Origin of the sequence: uncultured Pseudoteredinibacter sp. (genome assembly GCF_947500695.1) — a bacterium.
Lineage (GTDB): Bacteria > Pseudomonadota > Gammaproteobacteria > Pseudomonadales > Cellvibrionaceae > Pseudoteredinibacter.
In genome coordinates this window covers 373649-390608 of the sequence record NZ_CANMSS010000003.1, presented here as the reverse complement: position 1 = coordinate 390608, position 16960 = coordinate 373649, and the positions used below count along the sequence as shown (strand labels likewise).

The 16960-nt window shown below is 47.4% G+C and carries 14 protein-coding genes; 1 reads left to right on the top strand and 13 read right to left on the bottom strand.

Going from position 1 to position 16960, the window contains the following annotated elements:
- Window positions 1–35: 35 nt before the first annotated feature.
- Entirely contained in the window at window positions 36–263 is a 228-nt protein-coding gene (gene yacG / locus Q1A08_RS08375) for a DNA gyrase inhibitor YacG (RefSeq protein WP_299771770.1), read from the top strand.
- 16 nt (window positions 264–279) lie between these two features.
- On the opposite strand, the gene mutT is transcribed toward yacG, so the two are convergent.
- The 13 genes from mutT to murD form a co-directional block, all read right to left on the bottom strand.
- Window positions 280–684, bottom strand: a complete 405-nt coding sequence (gene mutT, locus Q1A08_RS08370) for an 8-oxo-dGTP diphosphatase MutT (protein ID WP_299771768.1) — start codon at window positions 682–684, stop codon at window positions 280–282.
- A gap of 31 nt (window positions 685–715) precedes the next feature.
- Window positions 716–1933 carry a bifunctional glutamate N-acetyltransferase/amino-acid acetyltransferase ArgJ gene (gene argJ / locus Q1A08_RS08365; RefSeq protein WP_299771766.1) on the bottom strand — a complete coding sequence of 406 codons (1218 nt, stop codon included), beginning with the start codon at window positions 1931–1933 and terminating at the stop codon, window positions 716–718.
- A gap of 253 nt (window positions 1934–2186) precedes the next feature.
- Window positions 2187–4874, bottom strand: coding sequence for a preprotein translocase subunit SecA (secA, locus tag Q1A08_RS08360; RefSeq protein WP_299771764.1), 2688 nt, complete (start codon window positions 4872–4874; stop codon window positions 2187–2189).
- Window positions 4875–5025: 151 nt separating this feature from the next.
- Window positions 5026–5961 (bottom strand): M23 family metallopeptidase, encoded by a 936-nt coding sequence (locus Q1A08_RS08355; protein WP_299771762.1) that lies wholly within the window; start codon window positions 5959–5961, stop codon window positions 5026–5028.
- A gap of 465 nt (window positions 5962–6426) precedes the next feature.
- Complete coding sequence (lpxC, locus tag Q1A08_RS08350) at window positions 6427–7338, bottom strand: UDP-3-O-acyl-N-acetylglucosamine deacetylase (RefSeq protein WP_299771760.1); 912 nt, start codon at window positions 7336–7338, stop codon at window positions 6427–6429.
- Window positions 7339–7527: 189 nt separating this feature from the next.
- Complete coding sequence (gene ftsZ, locus Q1A08_RS08345; protein WP_299771758.1) at window positions 7528–8700, bottom strand: cell division protein FtsZ; 1173 nt, start codon at window positions 8698–8700, stop codon at window positions 7528–7530.
- A gap of 62 nt (window positions 8701–8762) precedes the next feature.
- On the bottom strand, window positions 8763–9989 hold the full coding sequence (gene ftsA / locus Q1A08_RS08340; protein WP_299771756.1) for a cell division protein FtsA: 1227 nt from the start codon (window positions 9987–9989) through the stop codon (window positions 8763–8765).
- A 35-nt stretch (window positions 9990–10024) separates the two neighbouring features.
- A complete protein-coding gene (locus Q1A08_RS08335) occupies window positions 10025–10819 on the bottom strand; it encodes a cell division protein FtsQ/DivIB (RefSeq protein ID WP_299771754.1) in 795 nt (264 codons plus the stop codon).
- A gap of 15 nt (window positions 10820–10834) precedes the next feature.
- Complete coding sequence (locus Q1A08_RS08330) at window positions 10835–11803, bottom strand: D-alanine--D-alanine ligase (RefSeq protein ID WP_299771752.1); 969 nt, start codon at window positions 11801–11803, stop codon at window positions 10835–10837.
- Between the two features lie 18 nt (window positions 11804–11821).
- Window positions 11822–13246, bottom strand: a complete 1425-nt coding sequence (gene murC / locus Q1A08_RS08325; protein ID WP_299771750.1) for a UDP-N-acetylmuramate--L-alanine ligase — start codon at window positions 13244–13246, stop codon at window positions 11822–11824.
- The gene (gene murG, locus Q1A08_RS08320) at window positions 13239–14345 is read right to left on the bottom strand and encodes an undecaprenyldiphospho-muramoylpentapeptide beta-N-acetylglucosaminyltransferase (RefSeq protein WP_299771749.1); all 1107 of its coding nucleotides are present in this window, start codon (window positions 14343–14345) and stop codon (window positions 13239–13241) included. The genes murC and murG overlap by 8 nt, the downstream gene beginning before the upstream one ends.
- On the bottom strand, window positions 14342–15598 hold the full coding sequence (gene ftsW, locus Q1A08_RS08315) for a putative lipid II flippase FtsW (protein ID WP_299771747.1): 1257 nt from the start codon (window positions 15596–15598) through the stop codon (window positions 14342–14344). The genes murG and ftsW overlap by 4 nt, the downstream gene beginning before the upstream one ends.
- Window positions 15591–16952, bottom strand: coding sequence for a UDP-N-acetylmuramoyl-L-alanine--D-glutamate ligase (gene murD, locus Q1A08_RS08310; RefSeq protein WP_299771745.1), 1362 nt, complete (start codon window positions 16950–16952; stop codon window positions 15591–15593). The genes ftsW and murD overlap by 8 nt, the downstream gene beginning before the upstream one ends.
- Window positions 16953–16960 lie beyond the last annotated feature (8 nt).

The window sequence follows — 16960 nt, the reverse complement described above, 5'->3', positions numbered from 1 at the left end:
AATAGCTAGTCAAAACCGTACAAATGAGAGCCTTCATGAGTAAAGAAATCAGCTTACAATGCCCAACCTGCAAGAGCGAAGTAAAGTGGAATGACGATTTTCCGCAGCGCCCTTTTTGTAGTGCACGCTGTCAGTTGATTGATTTAGGGGAATGGGCAAACGAGAGCCACAAAATTGCAGGCTCTTCGATTTATGAAGACATGTTGAGTGGTGACCTTGAAGCTGCCGCCATGATGAACCCAGACGGTAAGATTGAGCACTAGGGCCTGCTAACACTCTCTAAAGCAGCTGCTGCAAGCGCTCTACAATAGCCACATTCGCCGCAGGAAAGGCATACTGATCTAATTCGACCAGTGGCACCCAGCGCAGTTCTTGGCCCTCCAAGCCCTGCTCTTGCCCCTTAAAATCGTTTACCTGCCAGATATCCAAGAATACAGCTTTATCACCATAGTCATGGCTTACATCCATTAAAGGGCTGGCAGCGAGAAGCTCAATATCGAGCTCTTCTTTAAGTTCGCGAGACAGGGCATCACGAGGCTCTTCACCTTGTTCAAGCTTGCCACCTGGAAATTCCCATAAACCACCTTGATGAAGATGGTCGGGTCTTTTGGCGAGCAAGATACTCTTAGCTCTTTCAGACTTACCCCAAATAACCCCGACCATGACATGCACTGTTTTTTTCATTATTTAAACGATTCCGTTAACGGCCTTATCACTAAGAACGATAATCAGCATTGATCGTCACATAATCGTGGGACAGATCACTGGTCCAAACGGTCTCAGAAACACTGCCGCGATTTAAATGAATACGAATAGCAATTTCTTCTTGATCCATTATCTTTTGCCCAGCGGCTTCGGTATAGCTTTCTGCGCGGCCGCCGTTTTCAACGATAAGCACATCATCTAAATGCACAGTTATCAACTTATCATCTAAGCCCTTCACACCGGCATAACCGATAGCGGCTACGATGCGCCCCCAGTTAGGATCGCTGGCAAACAGTGCTGTTTTCACCAAAGGCGATTGCGCCACTGCATAGGCGACTTTTAGGCACTCTTCTTGATTGCCGCCACCAGCAACATCTACAGTGACAAACTTAGTGGCACCTTCACCGTCGGAAACAATAGATTTGGCCAACTCAATTAGAATTTTTTCGATGGCGGCATACAAAGCTAATGCCGCTGAGCTTTTGGCATCATCGATATGGGCTAAAGCAGCTGTTCCCGTTGCCATTAAAATACAGGAATCGTTAGTGGAGGTATCACCATCCACAGTAATACGATTAAACGAAGCCTCTGCCGCCCGAGAAACCATATCTTGCAATACCTTGCTGCAAACATCCGCATCCGTCGCAATGTAGGCCAGCATGGTAGCCATATCAGGCCTGATCATGCCCGAACCCTTTGCAATGCCCGTAACGGTAATCGTATGGCCATCGATTTCGATCTGCTCACTGGCACCCTTAGGGCGAGTGTCCGTCGTCATTATCGCGCGTGCGGCCTGCTTCCAAGCATCTTCTTCTAAAGCGGCCATCGCCTCAGGAATACCTGCCAACAAATTCTCCATTGGCAATAATTCACCAATAACACCTGTTGAGAATGGCAATACCTGCTCGGTTTTGGTGCCAGAAATCTCAGCAATCTTTGTGCAACTCGCTATTGCATCCGCTAAGCCCTGCTCGCCAGTGCAGGCATTGGCATTACCGGAATTCACAATCAGATAACGAATATCGCCAGGAAGATGGTTTTTACACACCGTAACCGGGGCTGCACAAAAGGCATTTTTAGTAAATACACCAGCAACACTCGAGTTTGGACCTAGCTCCATAATGAGCAAATCATCGCGGTCGGTGTAGCGGATATTGGCCGAAACCGATGCTAAACGAAGACCTTTAACCGGGTGCATTTTAGGGAAAGGAAAGTTGCCCACTGCCATGGTGAATCCTACTTTTAATAATTTTATCGGTTACTGCGTCGCACCCAAGCTTCGATGCGACATTTCAAATCGATCAATATAAATTGATAAAGCTAAGTTATTGTACCGTGAAGCGAAGCGCTATGCTTCAAGCAATAGTGGTAAAAAGGTCTTAATTGATTAGCTTATAAGCAACAAAGACGACAAAAGGCGAACATAAGAAATAAAAAAGGCCCGCTAAGCGAGCCTTTTTAAACAGCTATCACGTAAGCGATTAACTCAGCTTGCCGTGGCACTGCTTGTACTTCTTGCCCGAACCACAAGGACAGGGATCATTTCGGCCTACTTTGGCACCCTGGCGTACAAACGGTTTGTCCGCATCGTCAGGATCCATTTCTGTTTCTTGCTCTAATGCCGAAGCCGAGGCATGTTCAAGCTCCATAGCCTGCTGCTTTAGAGCCTCTAAGCGCTGGCGCTCCATCTCTGCAACCTGCTCTTCGCTCATTGGCTCCACACGGAACAATACACGCACAACTTCATGCTTCAAGTTATTCAGCATGGTTTCGAACATCTCGAAAGATTCGCGCTTGTATTCCTGCTTAGGGTTCTTCTGTGCATAAGCACGCAGGCCAATACCTTGACGCAAGTGATCCATGTTAGAAAGGTGTTCTTTCCACAACACATCAAGGATCTGCAGCATTACCTGACGCTCGATATCACGCATAGCATCGCCAACGCGCTCGCACTTTTCGTCATAAACTTTTTGCAGTTCTTCGGTGATACGATCACGCAACTGCTCTTCATCCATATGGTTATCTTCGTCCAACCATTTTTGCAGCGGCAGCTCAGTTCCAAATTCATTATGGATATGCTGCTCTAAACCAGGAACGTCCCACTGCTCTTCCACACTCATTGGTGGAATAAAATCGGCCGTAACATCATGGATAACATCGGCGCGAATTGCGGTTACGGTTTCAGCGATATCTTCGGTTTCCAGCAACTCATTACGCTGGTTATAAACCACCTGACGCTGATCATTGGCAACATCGTCAAACTCCAAAAGCTGTTTACGAATATCGAAGTTACGACCTTCTACTTTACGCTGGGCTTTTTCGATGGCGTTGGTCATCATCTTGTGCTCGATGGCTTCACCCTTCTCCATATCCATAGCCTGCATAAAACCACGCAGACGATCAGATACAAAGATACGCATCAAGTTATCTTCTAAGGAAAGGTAAAAACGAGAGAAACCAGGGTCTCCCTGACGACCGGCACGACCACGCAGCTGATTGTCGATACGGCGTGATTCATGTCGCTCAGTACACAGAATATGCAGACCACCAGCTTCAAGAACTGTTTTATGGCGCTCTTCCCAATCTTCTTTAATCTTATCGATCTCGGCCTGAGCTGGGTTTTCTAGCTGAGCAACTTCGGCCTCCCAGTTACCACCCAGCACAATATCGGTACCGCGGCCGGCCATATTGGTGGCAATAGTTACCTTGGCAGGACGACCAGCTTCAGCAACAATCGACGCTTCCTGCTGGTGGAACTTAGCATTAAGAACCTTGTGCTCAATGCCTGACTTTTTCAAACGCTTAGACATTTCTTCAGAAGATTCAATCGACGCAGTACCAACCAATACTGGCGCGTTGCGCTCCTGACAGTCTTTAATATCTTCAACAATCGCGTCAAACTTCTCTTCGGTGGTCATATAGACCAAGTCATTAAAGTCTTTACGCTGAATTTCTTTGTTGGTTGGAATTACCACAACATCCAGGTTATAAATCTGACGGAATTCAAAGGCTTCGGTATCGGCAGTACCGGTCATACCCGATAGCTTCTGATAGATACGGAAGTAATTCTGGAAGGTGGTCGATGCCAATGTTTGGCTTTCTTGCTGAATGGTTACACCTTCTTTGGCCTCTAGCGCCTGATGCAGACCTTCAGATAAGCGACGACCATGCATGGTACGGCCAGTGTGCTCATCGATCAGCACCACTTCGTTTTGCTGAACAATATAGTCCACATCTTTTTGGAATAGGGTGTGGGCCTTCATAGCCGAGTGCACATGGTGCAGCAAAGCTAGGTTATTCGCGGCGTACAAGCTTTCATCTTCGGCCAGCATGCGCTCACGGATCAGTAAATCTTCAACCAGCTGATGGCCCACTTCGGTCAATTCAACCTGGCGAGACTTCTCATCCATGGTGTAATGGGTTTCTTCCTCTAACTGAGGAATCAACTGGTTCATACGACGATAAAGCTCAGAGCTATCTTCTGCCGCACCCGAGATAATCAAGGGCGTACGAGCTTCATCGATCAAGATCGAATCCACCTCATCAACTACCGCAAAGTTCAATGGACGCTGGGCTTTATCTTCTCTACGCAGCGCCATATTGTCGCGCAAATAATCAAAGCCAAACTCATTGTTAGTACCATAGGTGATGTCCGCACGATAGGCATCGTATTTTTCTTGTGGATCTTGCTGAGAGTGGATAACACCAACGGTTAAACCCAACGCCTCATACAGAGGGCGCATCCAGTTGGCATCACGGCCGGCAAGATAATCATTCACTGTGACAATATGCACACCCAAACCAGATAGGGCGTTTAGGTAAGCTGGTAAGGTCGCTACTAAAGTTTTACCTTCACCAGTTCGCATTTCCGCGATACGGCCTTCGTGCAGAGTAATACCACCAATCATCTGCACATCAAAGTGCCGCATTCCCATAACTCGGTGGCCTGCTTCGCGAACCAAAGCGAAAGCTTCTGGCAGAATGGCATTTAGGGTTTCGCCTTCTGCTACACGTTCTTTAAAGCTAGCGGTTTTCTCCTTAATCTCAGCATCACTGAGGGCCTGCATGCTTTCTTCATGGGCGTTAATTTTCTTGACCAACTTGCCCATACGCTTCAATTCGCGGCCGTTTTTAGTACCAAAAACCGCTCTAACCAGCTTGCCTATCATGTTATTTACCAATTCCTACGGATGTCCCCTACATATTGGGGCGAATATTGTCAGTTTAAAGCCGCAAAAAGCGGTCAAATTCAAAAAGGTGCCAAGTAAACCCCAAGCAGCCTGCGGGTGCAAGCTTAGGTTCACTTAATAAGAAGAAGTGCTATCGATGTGTACGATGGATATAAGAGGCGGGGTCTACAGCGCGACCGTTTTTATAAACTTCGAAATGTACATGGGGGCCAGTGGATCGGCCCGAAGTGCCCATGGCTGCGATGATATGGCCTTTTTTCACCACATCACCAACTTTTACTTTGATCTCGCTATTATGGGCATAGCGTGTCGAGAATCCTTCACCATGGTTAATCTCAACCAACTGGCCATAACCAGAACGGTCGCTAGCCCAAGTGATCACACCTGCTGCTACTGAGATAACTGGGGAGCCCATCTTGCCGGCGAAATCAACGCCGTTATGCCAGGCTACCTTGCCATTGAACGGATCTGTACGACGACCAAAGCGAGATGACATCCAGCCTTTTTGCACTGGGCGGCCAGCCAAGAAGATGTCTTTTTCAATCTTACGCTTAGCCATCATGGCATCTAGGATTTCAAGCTGCTGCTCCCGATCTTCAATCTGTTGGCTTAGCTGATCAATCGCATCGATAAATTCGGGGGCTTGGTAGGCATCACCTAGGGCATTTGACTCTGGGCCACCGACCGCTGGGGCTCGGCTAAAATCGAACTCGCCCTTATCAAGCTTGGCGATACTGGTAAGGCGCTCGCCCAGCGCATCTAAACGCAGCAAGCGCGCTTGCAGCTCTGCCATACGCAAGGTTAAGGCGGCAACCTTTTCACGGGCATCGCGACCGGCTTCTTGGATATCTTGCTTTTGCTTTACGAGTTCTTTTTGCCAGGCACGGCGGGAATCAGAGCTTAGAAATTCGTTTTCGGCGTCCATTTGGCTGGCTTGCCACAACCAAAAGCCACCGACAGTTGCAGGCACACCAAGTAGGCACAAAGACAATAGCGCAACAGACCACGCACCAACTGTAAAGCTGCGCGTGCTACCGTGATTCTTGCTGACCAGAATAACTTTCATACTTCTAAGCCGCTACGTCAAAAAAAATATCTGTCTATTTGTTTTACGGCCAAAAGCCGCTTTTTATTAGTGTTCAGATTAATTTTCTGAACGTCAAACAAGGCCCCGACCCGCTCTTATCGAGCAAGTTAGCGACCCAGAGACAATTAAAACCGGTGAAACCACCTTTATCATGGAAGCATTTCTGCCACCACTTTGTAGCCGCAAAGCGATATTCTTCTATTATTGCTTGCCTGCTACTAACGGCTCATCAACCCTGCTGGTCACAAACCTATCTAGGCGCGCCATGCTCAGCCGATAAACCGTCGCTATTATGGTCTAAATGGCACAATAGCTAAAGTAAGTTTAGGCCAAAAACCCCACTAAATCCTATTTGATAATAAAGAAATAGCGTTTTATGTCAAAACAGCGGGGACATCTTTACTAATTAAAGGGTCCATTGCTGTGATTTTATGCACAAAATGATTAAAACGACATTACCGGCTTCATATATGAAATAGGAGCCGCTGTTTCATCTTCAAAGGTGACTACTTCCCAAGCATCTTCCTGCTCCATTAGCTGTCGCAAGGATTTATTGTTCAGTGCATGGCCTGATTTATGAGCTTTAAACTCACCAATTAGACTATTGCCTAATAGATACAGATCACCAATGGCGTCTAGAACTTTGTGCTTAACAAATTCATCTTCATAGCGCAGACCATCCTCATTGAGGATGCGATATTCATCAACCACAATAGCGTTATCTACACTACCGCCCTTGGCCAAGCCTTTAGAGCGTAGGTATTCAATTTCGTGCATAAAACCGAAAGTACGGGCACGGCTAACTTCTTTAACAAAAGAGGTGCTAGAGAAGTCAACGGAGGCATCAAGCGTGTGGCCTTTAAAGACCGGATGATCGAAATCGATACTAAAGGAGACCTTAAAGCCGTCAAAGGGGAGGAAACTAGCTGTTTTGTCTCCCTCAGTAACTGTCACTGGTCTTTTAATGCGAATAAACTTTTTAGCCGCTTCCTGCTCAGCCACACCAGCTGATTGCAAAAGGAAGACAAATGGGCCGGCACTGCCGTCCATAATTGGCACTTCTGCAGCACTGACTTCGACAATGGCATTATCAATACCAAGGCCTGCCATCGCAGACAGTAAATGCTCTACTGTTGAAACGCGTACATTATCTCTAACCAAGGTCGTCGATAAAGTGGTGTCACCTACATTTTCAGCTTTCGCTTCTATATCTACTACTGGGTCTAAATCTACCCGTCGAAATACAATGCCGGTATCGATAGCTGCTGGTAACAAGGTTAGGAAGATTTTCTCCCCAGTATGCAATCCAACACCTGTTGCACGAATGGCATTTTTTAGCGTCCGCTGTTTGATCATATAGGTCTACCGTCTCACACTGGCCCTAAAAGGGGCGCATACTAACAGAAAACCATACTCGGCGCCATTCTTCGCCTTTCTTGCAGGCGAGAACACAACGCAGCTATCAAATATGGCTACAAAGTTTATTCCCCCAAAGCAGGCCGCTCAAATTTTGAACAGCGCTTTGAGTGCACACGCTTAACTGTATTAGTCGGCCTGTCGACGCAAGAATGCTGGAATATCGAGATACTCCATATCCTTCTCTTCAGTCAAAGGGCTAGCCGAAGCTGCTGTCGCCGGCTGAGCTGCAGCCTTTTGACGCATCGCAGTTGGCTTATCCAACTCTGCATAGTTTGGCTGGCCATTTGGACGGCGGGTGTTATCCACCACAACTTTCGTCTCAACAGGCTTGGCTGCTTGCGCCGCCGCACCTAAACCAGTGGCTACTACAGTTACACGCAGCTCTTCTGACATCTCTGGGTCGATAACAGTTCCCACAACCACAGTTGCATCTGCAGAAGCGAATTCTTCTACGGTATCACCTACCTCAGTAAATTCACCCAAGGACAAATCCATGCCGGCTGTGATATTCACCAAAATACCGCGAGCACCCTGTAGGTTCACGTCTTCTAATAACGGAGAGCGAATAGCGGCTTCAGCGGCTTCGCGAGCGCGATTTTCACCACTGGCGTGACCGGTACCCATCATCGCCATGCCCATTTCAGACATTACGGTACGCACATCCGCGAAATCCACGTTGATCATACCTGGACGGATGATTAGGTCCGCAATACCTTGTACAGCGCCAAGTAGTACATCGTTAGCAGCTTTAAAGGCATCCAAAAGAGAAGTTGTGCTACCCAATACCGCTAACAGTTTTTCGTTAGGGATGGTAATTAGCGAGTCAACGCACTCTTGAAGTTCTTTAATACCCTGATCAGCAACGGTAATACGCTTGCGACCTTCGAATGGGAATGGCTTGGTAACAACCGCCACAGTAAGAATGCCCAGTTCGCGAGCAACTTCAGCAACTACTGGCGCTGCACCAGTACCAGTACCACCACCCATACCAGCGGTAATGAAAACCATATCCGCACCACTGATCACATCAGCAATACGCTCACGATCTTCCACCGCGGCTTGGCGGCCCACTTCAGGGTTTGCACCAGCACCTAGGCCTTTGGTTAAACCATTGCCTAGCTGTAAAACCGTGCCGGTTTCAACATCTTTTAGAGCTTGAGCATCAGTGTTTGCACATACGAATTCCACACCATCGACATGGTTAGCAATCATATGTTTCACGGCATTACCGCCACCGCCACCCACACCTACAACTTTAATTACAGCACTTTGAGGTACACTATCCACGAGTTCAAACATATCTTTCCCCTTTGTTTTTCCTCAGTAACACTTTGAAAAATGGTCTCGCTGAAAATTCAGCATTAAAATAAATTTTTAAATTTTTCCCACATACTTGTAGGAGCTTCCTTACTACTATAATTCGCAGCTTTTCCTTCCTGCTGTTGGTTAATTCCGTAATTCAACAAGCCAACGCCAGTTGAATAAATAGGATTGTTTACAATATCGCTTAGGCCAGTTACGTTTTGAGGCGCACCCAAGCGAACTGGCATATGGAAGATTTCTTCGGCAAGCTCGACGACTCCTTCCATTTTTGATGTTCCACCAGTCAACACAATGCCGGCTGCTACCAAATCTTCATAACCACTGCGGCGTAACTCAGCTTGCACCAGGGTAAACAGTTCATCGTAACGAGGCTCAACAACCTCGGCCAAAGCTTGGCGAGACAAATCACGCGGTTCGCGATCACCAACACTTGGCACTTTTATGGTTTCATCAGCACCTGTTAGCTTAGCCAAGGCACACGCGTATTTAATTTTAATTTCTTCGGCGTGTGGCGTAGGCGTGCGTAATGCCATTGCTATATCGTTAGTAACCTGATCGCCGGCAATCGGAATTACACCGGTATGGCGAATGGAACCTTCGGTAAAGATGGCAATATCCGTGGTACCACCACCTATATCTACCAAGCAAACACCCAGCTCTTTTTCATCATCAGTTAGCACCGAATAGGACGAGGCTAGCTGTTCCAAAATAATATCTTCTACTTCTAATCCGCAACGACGAATGCACTTCTCAATATTTTGCGCAGCGTTTTGTGCGCAAGTCACCAAATGCACTTTCGCTTCAAGGCGGACACCCGACATACCTAGAGGTTCTTTTACACCTTCTTGCTCATCGATCAAGTATTCCTGCGGCAAGATATGAAGTATTTTTTGATCGGCCGGAATCGCCACAGCCTGTGCCGCGTCGATTACGCGATCAACATCCTGACTAAACACTTCACGATCTTTAATGGCCACAATACCGTGGGAATTCATACTGCGAATATGGCTACCCGCGATACCCGCGTATACAGAATGAATCTGGCAACCCGCCATCAGTTCAGCTTCTTCAACCGCTCGCTGGATAGACTGCACAGTCGATTCAATATTCACCACCACGCCCTTTTTCAAACCATTAGAGCGGTGAGAACCAATACCTACAACTTCCAACTGACCATCAACACCAATCTCGCCAACAATCGCGACGACTTTTGAAGTGCCGATATCCAAGCCAACAATCATTTTGTTTTCGCTTGAATTTGCCATTTATATTCCCCTGTTGGCCTAGTGGCCACTCAAATTCAACGTGAAGGCGCTGCCGCCAATTCATTTATAGGCTCGCGCCAACTAACTGAAAATCCATTTTCATAACGCAAATCAATCGCTGCAATCTGCGCCACTTTATCTTTTAAGGATCTTGGGTACACCGCCAATAAGCGCTGCATCTTTTCAACCAGTTGATCTCGCCCCAGCTTTAACAACCATCCGTTGTCCAGCTTTAACTGCCAAGACATACGATCGTTAGCTGACAACTCAGTTACCGTTAAGTCGTAGCTCGACAGCAACTGATTAAACCTTTTAAAACTACTCATCACCAAAGCGGCCGATTCTTTTGGGCCATTAAGCTTTGGTAAATCTTTTAGCAGCTCGCTAGCATCCGGCGCCTTAACAACCTTGCCCTGTGCGCTTAAAAAGCCGTAGTCATCCCAGCGAGCAATAGGGACTTCTTCAAATACTTTTACCGTAAGCTGATCCGGCCAATTCCGACTCAGAACGACGCGCGCCACCCAAGCCTCTTCTTCCAGCTCACTTTTGATCGCCGCCAACTTAAGCTGCAAAAAGCTGCGATCAATTAAGGGTTTTACTCGCTCGCTTAAAACCTCTTTCTTAATAAACCTAAATTCACCTTCAATGGCCACCTTGGCCACGGGTCTATCAACAGTTTCCAGTAATGGCTGCCGACCAAAAACTACCAATGCCGCAACCAGCGCCAACAATAGAGTCATGCTGCCATAATAGCCCCAGCGAATTTCACGCTTCAGCTTTGGCTCGGCATTGGGCTTTCTTACCGCCCCTCTTTGTCGCGACTGACTCATAACTAAAACCAGCCCTTAATGATTAATCACACTGCTATATAAAACTTGTGCAACCAGGTGCTCAAAGTCCTTACCTGCAGCCTTCGCCGCCATCGGCACCAAACTATGACTGGTCATACCAGGTACCGTATTTACTTCGAGAACATAAAACTTACCCTGCTCATCGGCCATAACATCAACCCGACCCCAGTCTTTACAGCCCAAGCTATCAAAAGCACGCTTGGCCAGAGCTTTTAATTCTTGCTCTTTTTCATCTGGCAAACCGCAAGGGCACAAATAGCGAGTTTCATCAGAAATATATTTAGCGTCGTAGTCGTAAAACTGATTATCGGTTTCCAACTTGATCGCCGGTAGCACCTCATCAGATAATACCGCCACGGTGAATTCTGCTCCGCGAATCAAACGTTCAGCGATAACACATTTATCGTATTTCGAGGCTTCAACAAAAGCCTTTTGCAATTCTTCAGCGCTGTGCGCCGGAGCCATACCAATACTGGAGCCTTCACTGGCAGGCTTAACCATGACTGAGCCGCCAAGGCGAGTCATAATCTCTGCCCAGTCACTGTCAGAATCAAGCTCGCAAAAGTCCGCTGTACTCAGTCCCATACCACGCCACAAATATTTACAACGCAGCTTATCCATTGCGTGGGCTGAGGCATTTACAGCACTACCGGTATAAGGGATCTCCATATAACCCAACAAAGCCTGTATACGACCATCTTCGCCAGCACCGCCATGCAGAGCGATAAAAGCATGATCTGGCTTTTCTTGCTTTAAAGCTTCAATAGCATTGCTGCCGATATCCATTGCAAAAGCATCCACTGATAGGTTTTGCAATGCAGCTAAAATAGCGGCGCCACTTTGCAAAGACACTTCGCGCTCAGCGGAATCACCACCCAACAAAACAGCCACGCGCCCCATAGCAGACAACTTTTTCGCTAAGGCGCTTTTATCGTTCAGTATGTTTTGTTCTACTTGCTTCATAATCTAACTCAATACACTCTACTGACGACCAAATTTGCTATTCGCCAAAGTCGTCGCCAAGGCCCCTACATTACCGGCACCTTGAGTAATCACGATGTCGCCAGGGCGAACCAAATTGGCAAGTAATTCAGGCACTTGCTCTGGCTCTGCCGCAAATACAGGGTCTACTGCGCCGCGAGTTCGAATACTGCGACATAGGCTACGACCATCAGCGCCCGGCACAACGGCCTCGCCTGCGCTATAGACTTCTAACAACACCAAAGCATCAACCGCCGACAATACTTCAACAAAATCTTCGTACAAATCACGAGTACGAGAATAACGATGCGGTTGATAAACCATCAGCAATCTACGTTCAGGCCAGCCTTCACGTACCGCTTTAATTGTGGCAGCCACTTCAGTTGGGTGATGACCATAGTCGTCAACCAACATCGCTGTTCCGCTGCCCACTTCGATATCGCCATAAACCTGAAAGCGTCGACCCACACCTTCAAATTGAGCAAGCCCAGTTTGAATAGCCTTATCATCAACGCCTTCATCGGTAGCAACGGCAATAGCCGCTGTTGCATTCAATACATTGTGCAGGCCTGGCATGGACACACTAACGGACAAATCTTCTTCGATTCCCGGGCGACGCACTTTAAAAGTACTGCGCATCCCTTCTTGCTCTACCTCGTAAGCGTAGAAATCATTGTGCTCTGACAAACCGTAGGACAATATTGGACGTGAAATTTCAGGCAAAATTTCATTAATTACTGGATCGTCACCGCATACGACAGCCAAACCATAAAAAGGCAGATTGTGCAAAAACTCCACAAAGGTGTGTTTGAGCTTGGCAAAATCACCTTCATAGGTATCCATATGATCCGCTTCGATGTTGGTAATAACCGAGACCATAGGCTGCAAATGTAAAAACGAAGCATCACTTTCATCAGCTTCAGCAACAAGGTATCGACTTGCACCCAACTTGGCATTACTGCCCGCACTATTTAACAAGCCACCAATAACAAAAGTTGGATCTTTATCTCCTGCGGCCAAAACAGAGGAAATCAAACTCGTAGTGGTTGTCTTACCATGGGTGCCCGCTACTGCTATACCATGACGATAGCGCATCAGCTCGGCCAACATTTCGGCACGACGAACAATCGGAATACGATTCGCACGAGCCGAAATAATTTCAGGATTTTGCTCATCAATCGCGGTGGAGTTCACCACCACATCTACACCATCAATATTCTCTGCTTTATGTCCGATAAAAATCTGAGCACCCATTGCCTGCAAGCGCACGGTATTACCAGACTCGCGAATATCGGAGCCAGAAATTTCATAATTCTGATTTAACAACACCTCTGCAATGCCGCTCATGCCAGCACCGCCTATACCGATAAAATGTATACGACGAATACGGCGCATTTCCGGTATATCAATCACATAGTCAGCCATGACCGGCCTCCACACATACATCAGCCACCCTTTCGGTAGCATTCGGGCTTGCAAGAGCACGACCTTTTGCTGCCATTTCTACTAATAGTTGAGGGTCTGATAATAATTCTTCTAATAAACTCGCCAATTTATCCACGTCCAGCTCACTTTGCTGGATAACTCTGGCTGCACCTGCGTCTAGCAACCACTGAGCATTTTTTGTCTGATGATCATCAATTGCGTGAGGGAATGGAACGAATACCGCTGCTACACCAACCGCCGCAATTTCCGAAACTGTCAAAGCCCCCGCTCGACAAACAATAAAATCTGCCCAGCTATAAGCCGCCGCCATATCATCAATAAAGGCATCCACTCGCGCATCTACATTCGCCAACTGATACGTTTCTCGGCACGACGATAAATGACGCTCACCACATTGATGCCACACTTGTGGCCGCTGTTCTTTGCTCAACTGCTTAAGAGCCGCCGGCATCATTTCGTTGATCGCCATTGCGCCTAAGCTGCCACCAAGAACCAATAAGCGAGGGCTTGCGCCGCTGGCAAGTCGAGCTTCGATACGCTTATCATCACGCCACAGTTCGCTTACCTCTTCGCGAATAGGATTACCGGTTTGCTCAGCCCCTTTTAATGCGCCAGGAAAAGCCTGTAATTTTCTTGTGGCTGCTAGCTTTGCCAGCAAGCAATTGGTTGTACCCGCGACAGCATTTTGCTCATGAATAATCAAGGGCACGCCAGCCAAACGGGCCGCTATACCACCAGGGCCGGAAGCAAAGCCTCCCATTCCCAAAACAGCATTGGGCTGCACACGCCTAATAACTTTCGCAGCCTGAGCTATGGCTTTATTAATAAGGAAAGGTGCTTTTAATAAACTCGCAATACCTTTGCCACGTACACCTTCGACATCTAAATAATGCAACTCAATACCTGCTGCAGGTACTAGTTTTGATTCGATGCCTTTGCGTGTACCTAACCATTGAATCTCTGCACCGCGTTGCTGCAATTCTTTGGCTACAGTAAGCGCGGGAATGACATGGCCACCGGTGCCTCCGGCCATTAATAAATAACTGTGCCCTGCTAAGCTGGCGGCTTGCGCTGTCATGCGGCCAACTCCTCTACGGCTTTTGTCTTTTTACGAGGCATGCGTTTAACCTTAGGTTTTAATAATGCGTTTCGGCGTAACTCCCAATCCAAACGCAGGATAAAACCAATTAGCGCAAAGTTTGCAATTAAACTACTGCCACCCCAGCTAACAAAAGGCAATGTCAAACCCTTAGTAGGCAAGAAACCAGATGCCACACCAACATTAATAAGTACCTGGGTAGAGAACATCGCTGCCACACCAAAGCATGCTAAGGCAGCAAATTTATCGTCCGCAGCCATAGCTCGGCGAGAAATCCCCAAAATACGCGCGATAAAGGCTACAAATAAGCCCAGCATTAGCAACACACCTAAGAGGCCGAATTCTTCAGCTAATATCGCAAAAATAAAATCGGTATGAGCCTCAGGTAAATAAAACAGCTTTTGGATGCTGTTCCCTAAGCCAGAGCCAAACCATTCGCCACGACCAAAAGCAATCAGCGATTGAGTTAACTGATAGCCTCCGCCGTACTGATCAGCCCAAGGATCTAAATAACTCACCAAACGCTGCAATCGATAAGGTGTAGCGGTCGCCAATACAGCAAGGCCGCCCGCACCCAATAGCACCAACAATAAGAACTGGTGCAAGCGAACTCCAGCCAGAAATAACATCGACATAGCGGTTACGGTAATAACTACCGTACTACCGAAATCAGGCTCAAGAATTAATAAAGCCGCAATCAACACAACACTAGCAATGGAAATACCAAAACCTTTCCAGCCATATAGCAGATCTTCCTGGCGTCGGCTTAAATAGCTCGCAAAAAACACAATCACGCAAAACTTCACTACCTCTGAAGCTTGCACAGTAATGAAACCTAGATTAAACCAACGCTGTGAACCATTAACTCGCTTACCCAAACCAGGCACCAAAACCAAGGTCAGTAAAATCAGCGCTAGCAACAAAAACAGCGGTCCATATCGACGCCATAATTGACTCGGTAAAGCCGCGATAAAACAGGCGCCGATCATACCCAGCACAATATAAACCGTATGGCGTTTAGCGAAATGCAGGCTATCCCCAAACAAACTATCAGCAATACTCACCGATGAAGAAGCCACCAAAATAATTCCGCAAGAAACAATCGCCCACAGTAGAGTTAGCAATGGCCAATCGACACTCGCCATTGCCGGGCTAGCATAAGCACTTGCTGCTTGCTTGCTGACCTTTGGCTTGCGCTTGGCAGGAAGTTTAACGGCGGCCAATTCAGTCATGGCTCACCTCCTGCACAGCATCTTTAAATGCCTGACCTCGCGCTTCAAAGCTGGCAAACATATCGAAGCTGGCACAAGCTGGCGACAGCAGTACCGCATCACCCACCTGAGCTAAACGAAAGGCTTCTTTTACCGCGAAGGGCATATCATCGGCAAAAGTGATGTCTGCAACAGAGCCCTCCAATGCAGCGGCAATTTTTGCGGCATCTTCACCAATGCATACAAGGGCACGGCAGTATTTTTCTACAGCTGTACGTAATTCATCAAAATTAGCACCCTTACCAACGCCACCCGCGATCAATACTAATTTTTGTTTGGGCCCCAAGCCCTCCAATGCCGCAATACTGGCGCCAGTGTTAGTACCTTTCGAATCATTAATAAAATCGACGCCAGCTACAGTTGCAACAAACTCACAGCGATGAGGCAAACCTGAAAAATCTTGCAGTGCGGCCAGCATGGCATCTAATGGCAGGCCGGCAGCCTCACCCAGGGCCAAAGCGGCCAGTGCATTTTGCACATTGTGTTGCCCAGGTAACGATAAGCTTGCCGCCGGCAAGAGCAGATCTAAACCTTTAGCCAAATACTCCACGCCATCACGTAAGCGGACACCATACTGCCCTAAGTCAGGCTCATTAAGACCAAAGCTAATAGCCGAAACGCCTTGAGCCATGAGTGCTTGTGTCAGCGGGTCATGGCGATTAAAAACGATATTCTGCGCACCGCGATATACTTTTTGCTTGGCCTGATGATAAGCCGCCATTCCCTCATAGCGATCTTGATGGTCAGCGCTAACATTGAGGATGGTGGCAACTTTTGCATTAAGCTGAGGCGTCGCCTCTAACTGAAAGCTGGAAAGCTCTAAAATGTACAAAGACTTTTTAGGCTGCTCCAGCAGAGATAGCACTGCCGTACCGATATTGCCACCAACGGCAAAATCAATAGCTGCTTTTTCAGCCATATGGGCTAGCCAAGCTGTCACCGTACTCTTTGCGTTCGAACCGGTAATGGCAACAATGTCGCCTTCACACTGCTCTGCAAACAGAGACATATCGCCATGAACTTTTATACCAGCATCAATAGCAGCTTGCAGAGCTGAGTCAGCCATTGGGAAACCCGGGCTAAGCAAAATCTCACTGGCCGCCATCAAGTTTTCCTGGTGCAAGCCACCAAGATGCACAGCACGTAAATAAGCGCTGTCTGCAAATTCTTCTTCAAACTGATTCAACATAGGCGGCTGCTTACGGGTATCCATAACCACAAAAGCAATGCCCTTGGCCTCTAAGTAACGCGCATAGGACAGCCCAGTGAGTCCTAGACCCACAATCGCTATCATTTTGTCGCTACCTATTAGCATACTATTCT

What these genes read in the sequence shown, in the direction of transcription:
- yacG (WP_299771770.1), top strand. Translation starts at nt 36, where the DNA reads ATGAGTAAAGAAATCAGCTTACAATGCCCAACCTGCAAGAGCGAAGTA.
- mutT (WP_299771768.1), bottom strand. Translation starts at nt 684, where the DNA reads ATGAAAAAAACAGTGCATGTCATGGTCGGGGTTATTTGGGGTAAGTCT.
- argJ (WP_299771766.1), bottom strand. Translation starts at nt 1,933, where the DNA reads ATGGCAGTGGGCAACTTTCCTTTCCCTAAAATGCACCCGGTTAAAGGT.
- secA (WP_299771764.1), bottom strand. Translation starts at nt 4,874, where the DNA reads ATGATAGGCAAGCTGGTTAGAGCGGTTTTTGGTACTAAAAACGGCCGC.
- Q1A08_RS08355 (WP_299771762.1), bottom strand. Translation starts at nt 5,961, where the DNA reads ATGAAAGTTATTCTGGTCAGCAAGAATCACGGTAGCACGCGCAGCTTT.
- lpxC (WP_299771760.1), bottom strand. Translation starts at nt 7,338, where the DNA reads ATGATCAAACAGCGGACGCTAAAAAATGCCATTCGTGCAACAGGTGTT.
- ftsZ (WP_299771758.1), bottom strand. Translation starts at nt 8,700, where the DNA reads ATGTTTGAACTCGTGGATAGTGTACCTCAAAGTGCTGTAATTAAAGTT.
- ftsA (WP_299771756.1), bottom strand. Translation starts at nt 9,989, where the DNA reads ATGGCAAATTCAAGCGAAAACAAAATGATTGTTGGCTTGGATATCGGC.
- Q1A08_RS08335 (WP_299771754.1), bottom strand. Translation starts at nt 10,819, where the DNA reads ATGAGTCAGTCGCGACAAAGAGGGGCGGTAAGAAAGCCCAATGCCGAG.
- Q1A08_RS08330 (WP_299771752.1), bottom strand. Translation starts at nt 11,803, where the DNA reads ATGAAGCAAGTAGAACAAAACATACTGAACGATAAAAGCGCCTTAGCG.
- murC (WP_299771750.1), bottom strand. Translation starts at nt 13,246, where the DNA reads ATGGCTGACTATGTGATTGATATACCGGAAATGCGCCGTATTCGTCGT.
- murG (WP_299771749.1), bottom strand. Translation starts at nt 14,345, where the DNA reads ATGACAGCGCAAGCCGCCAGCTTAGCAGGGCACAGTTATTTATTAATG.
- ftsW (WP_299771747.1), bottom strand. Translation starts at nt 15,598, where the DNA reads ATGACTGAATTGGCCGCCGTTAAACTTCCTGCCAAGCGCAAGCCAAAG.
- murD (WP_299771745.1), bottom strand. Translation starts at nt 16,952, where the DNA reads ATGCTAATAGGTAGCGACAAAATGATAGCGATTGTGGGTCTAGGACTC.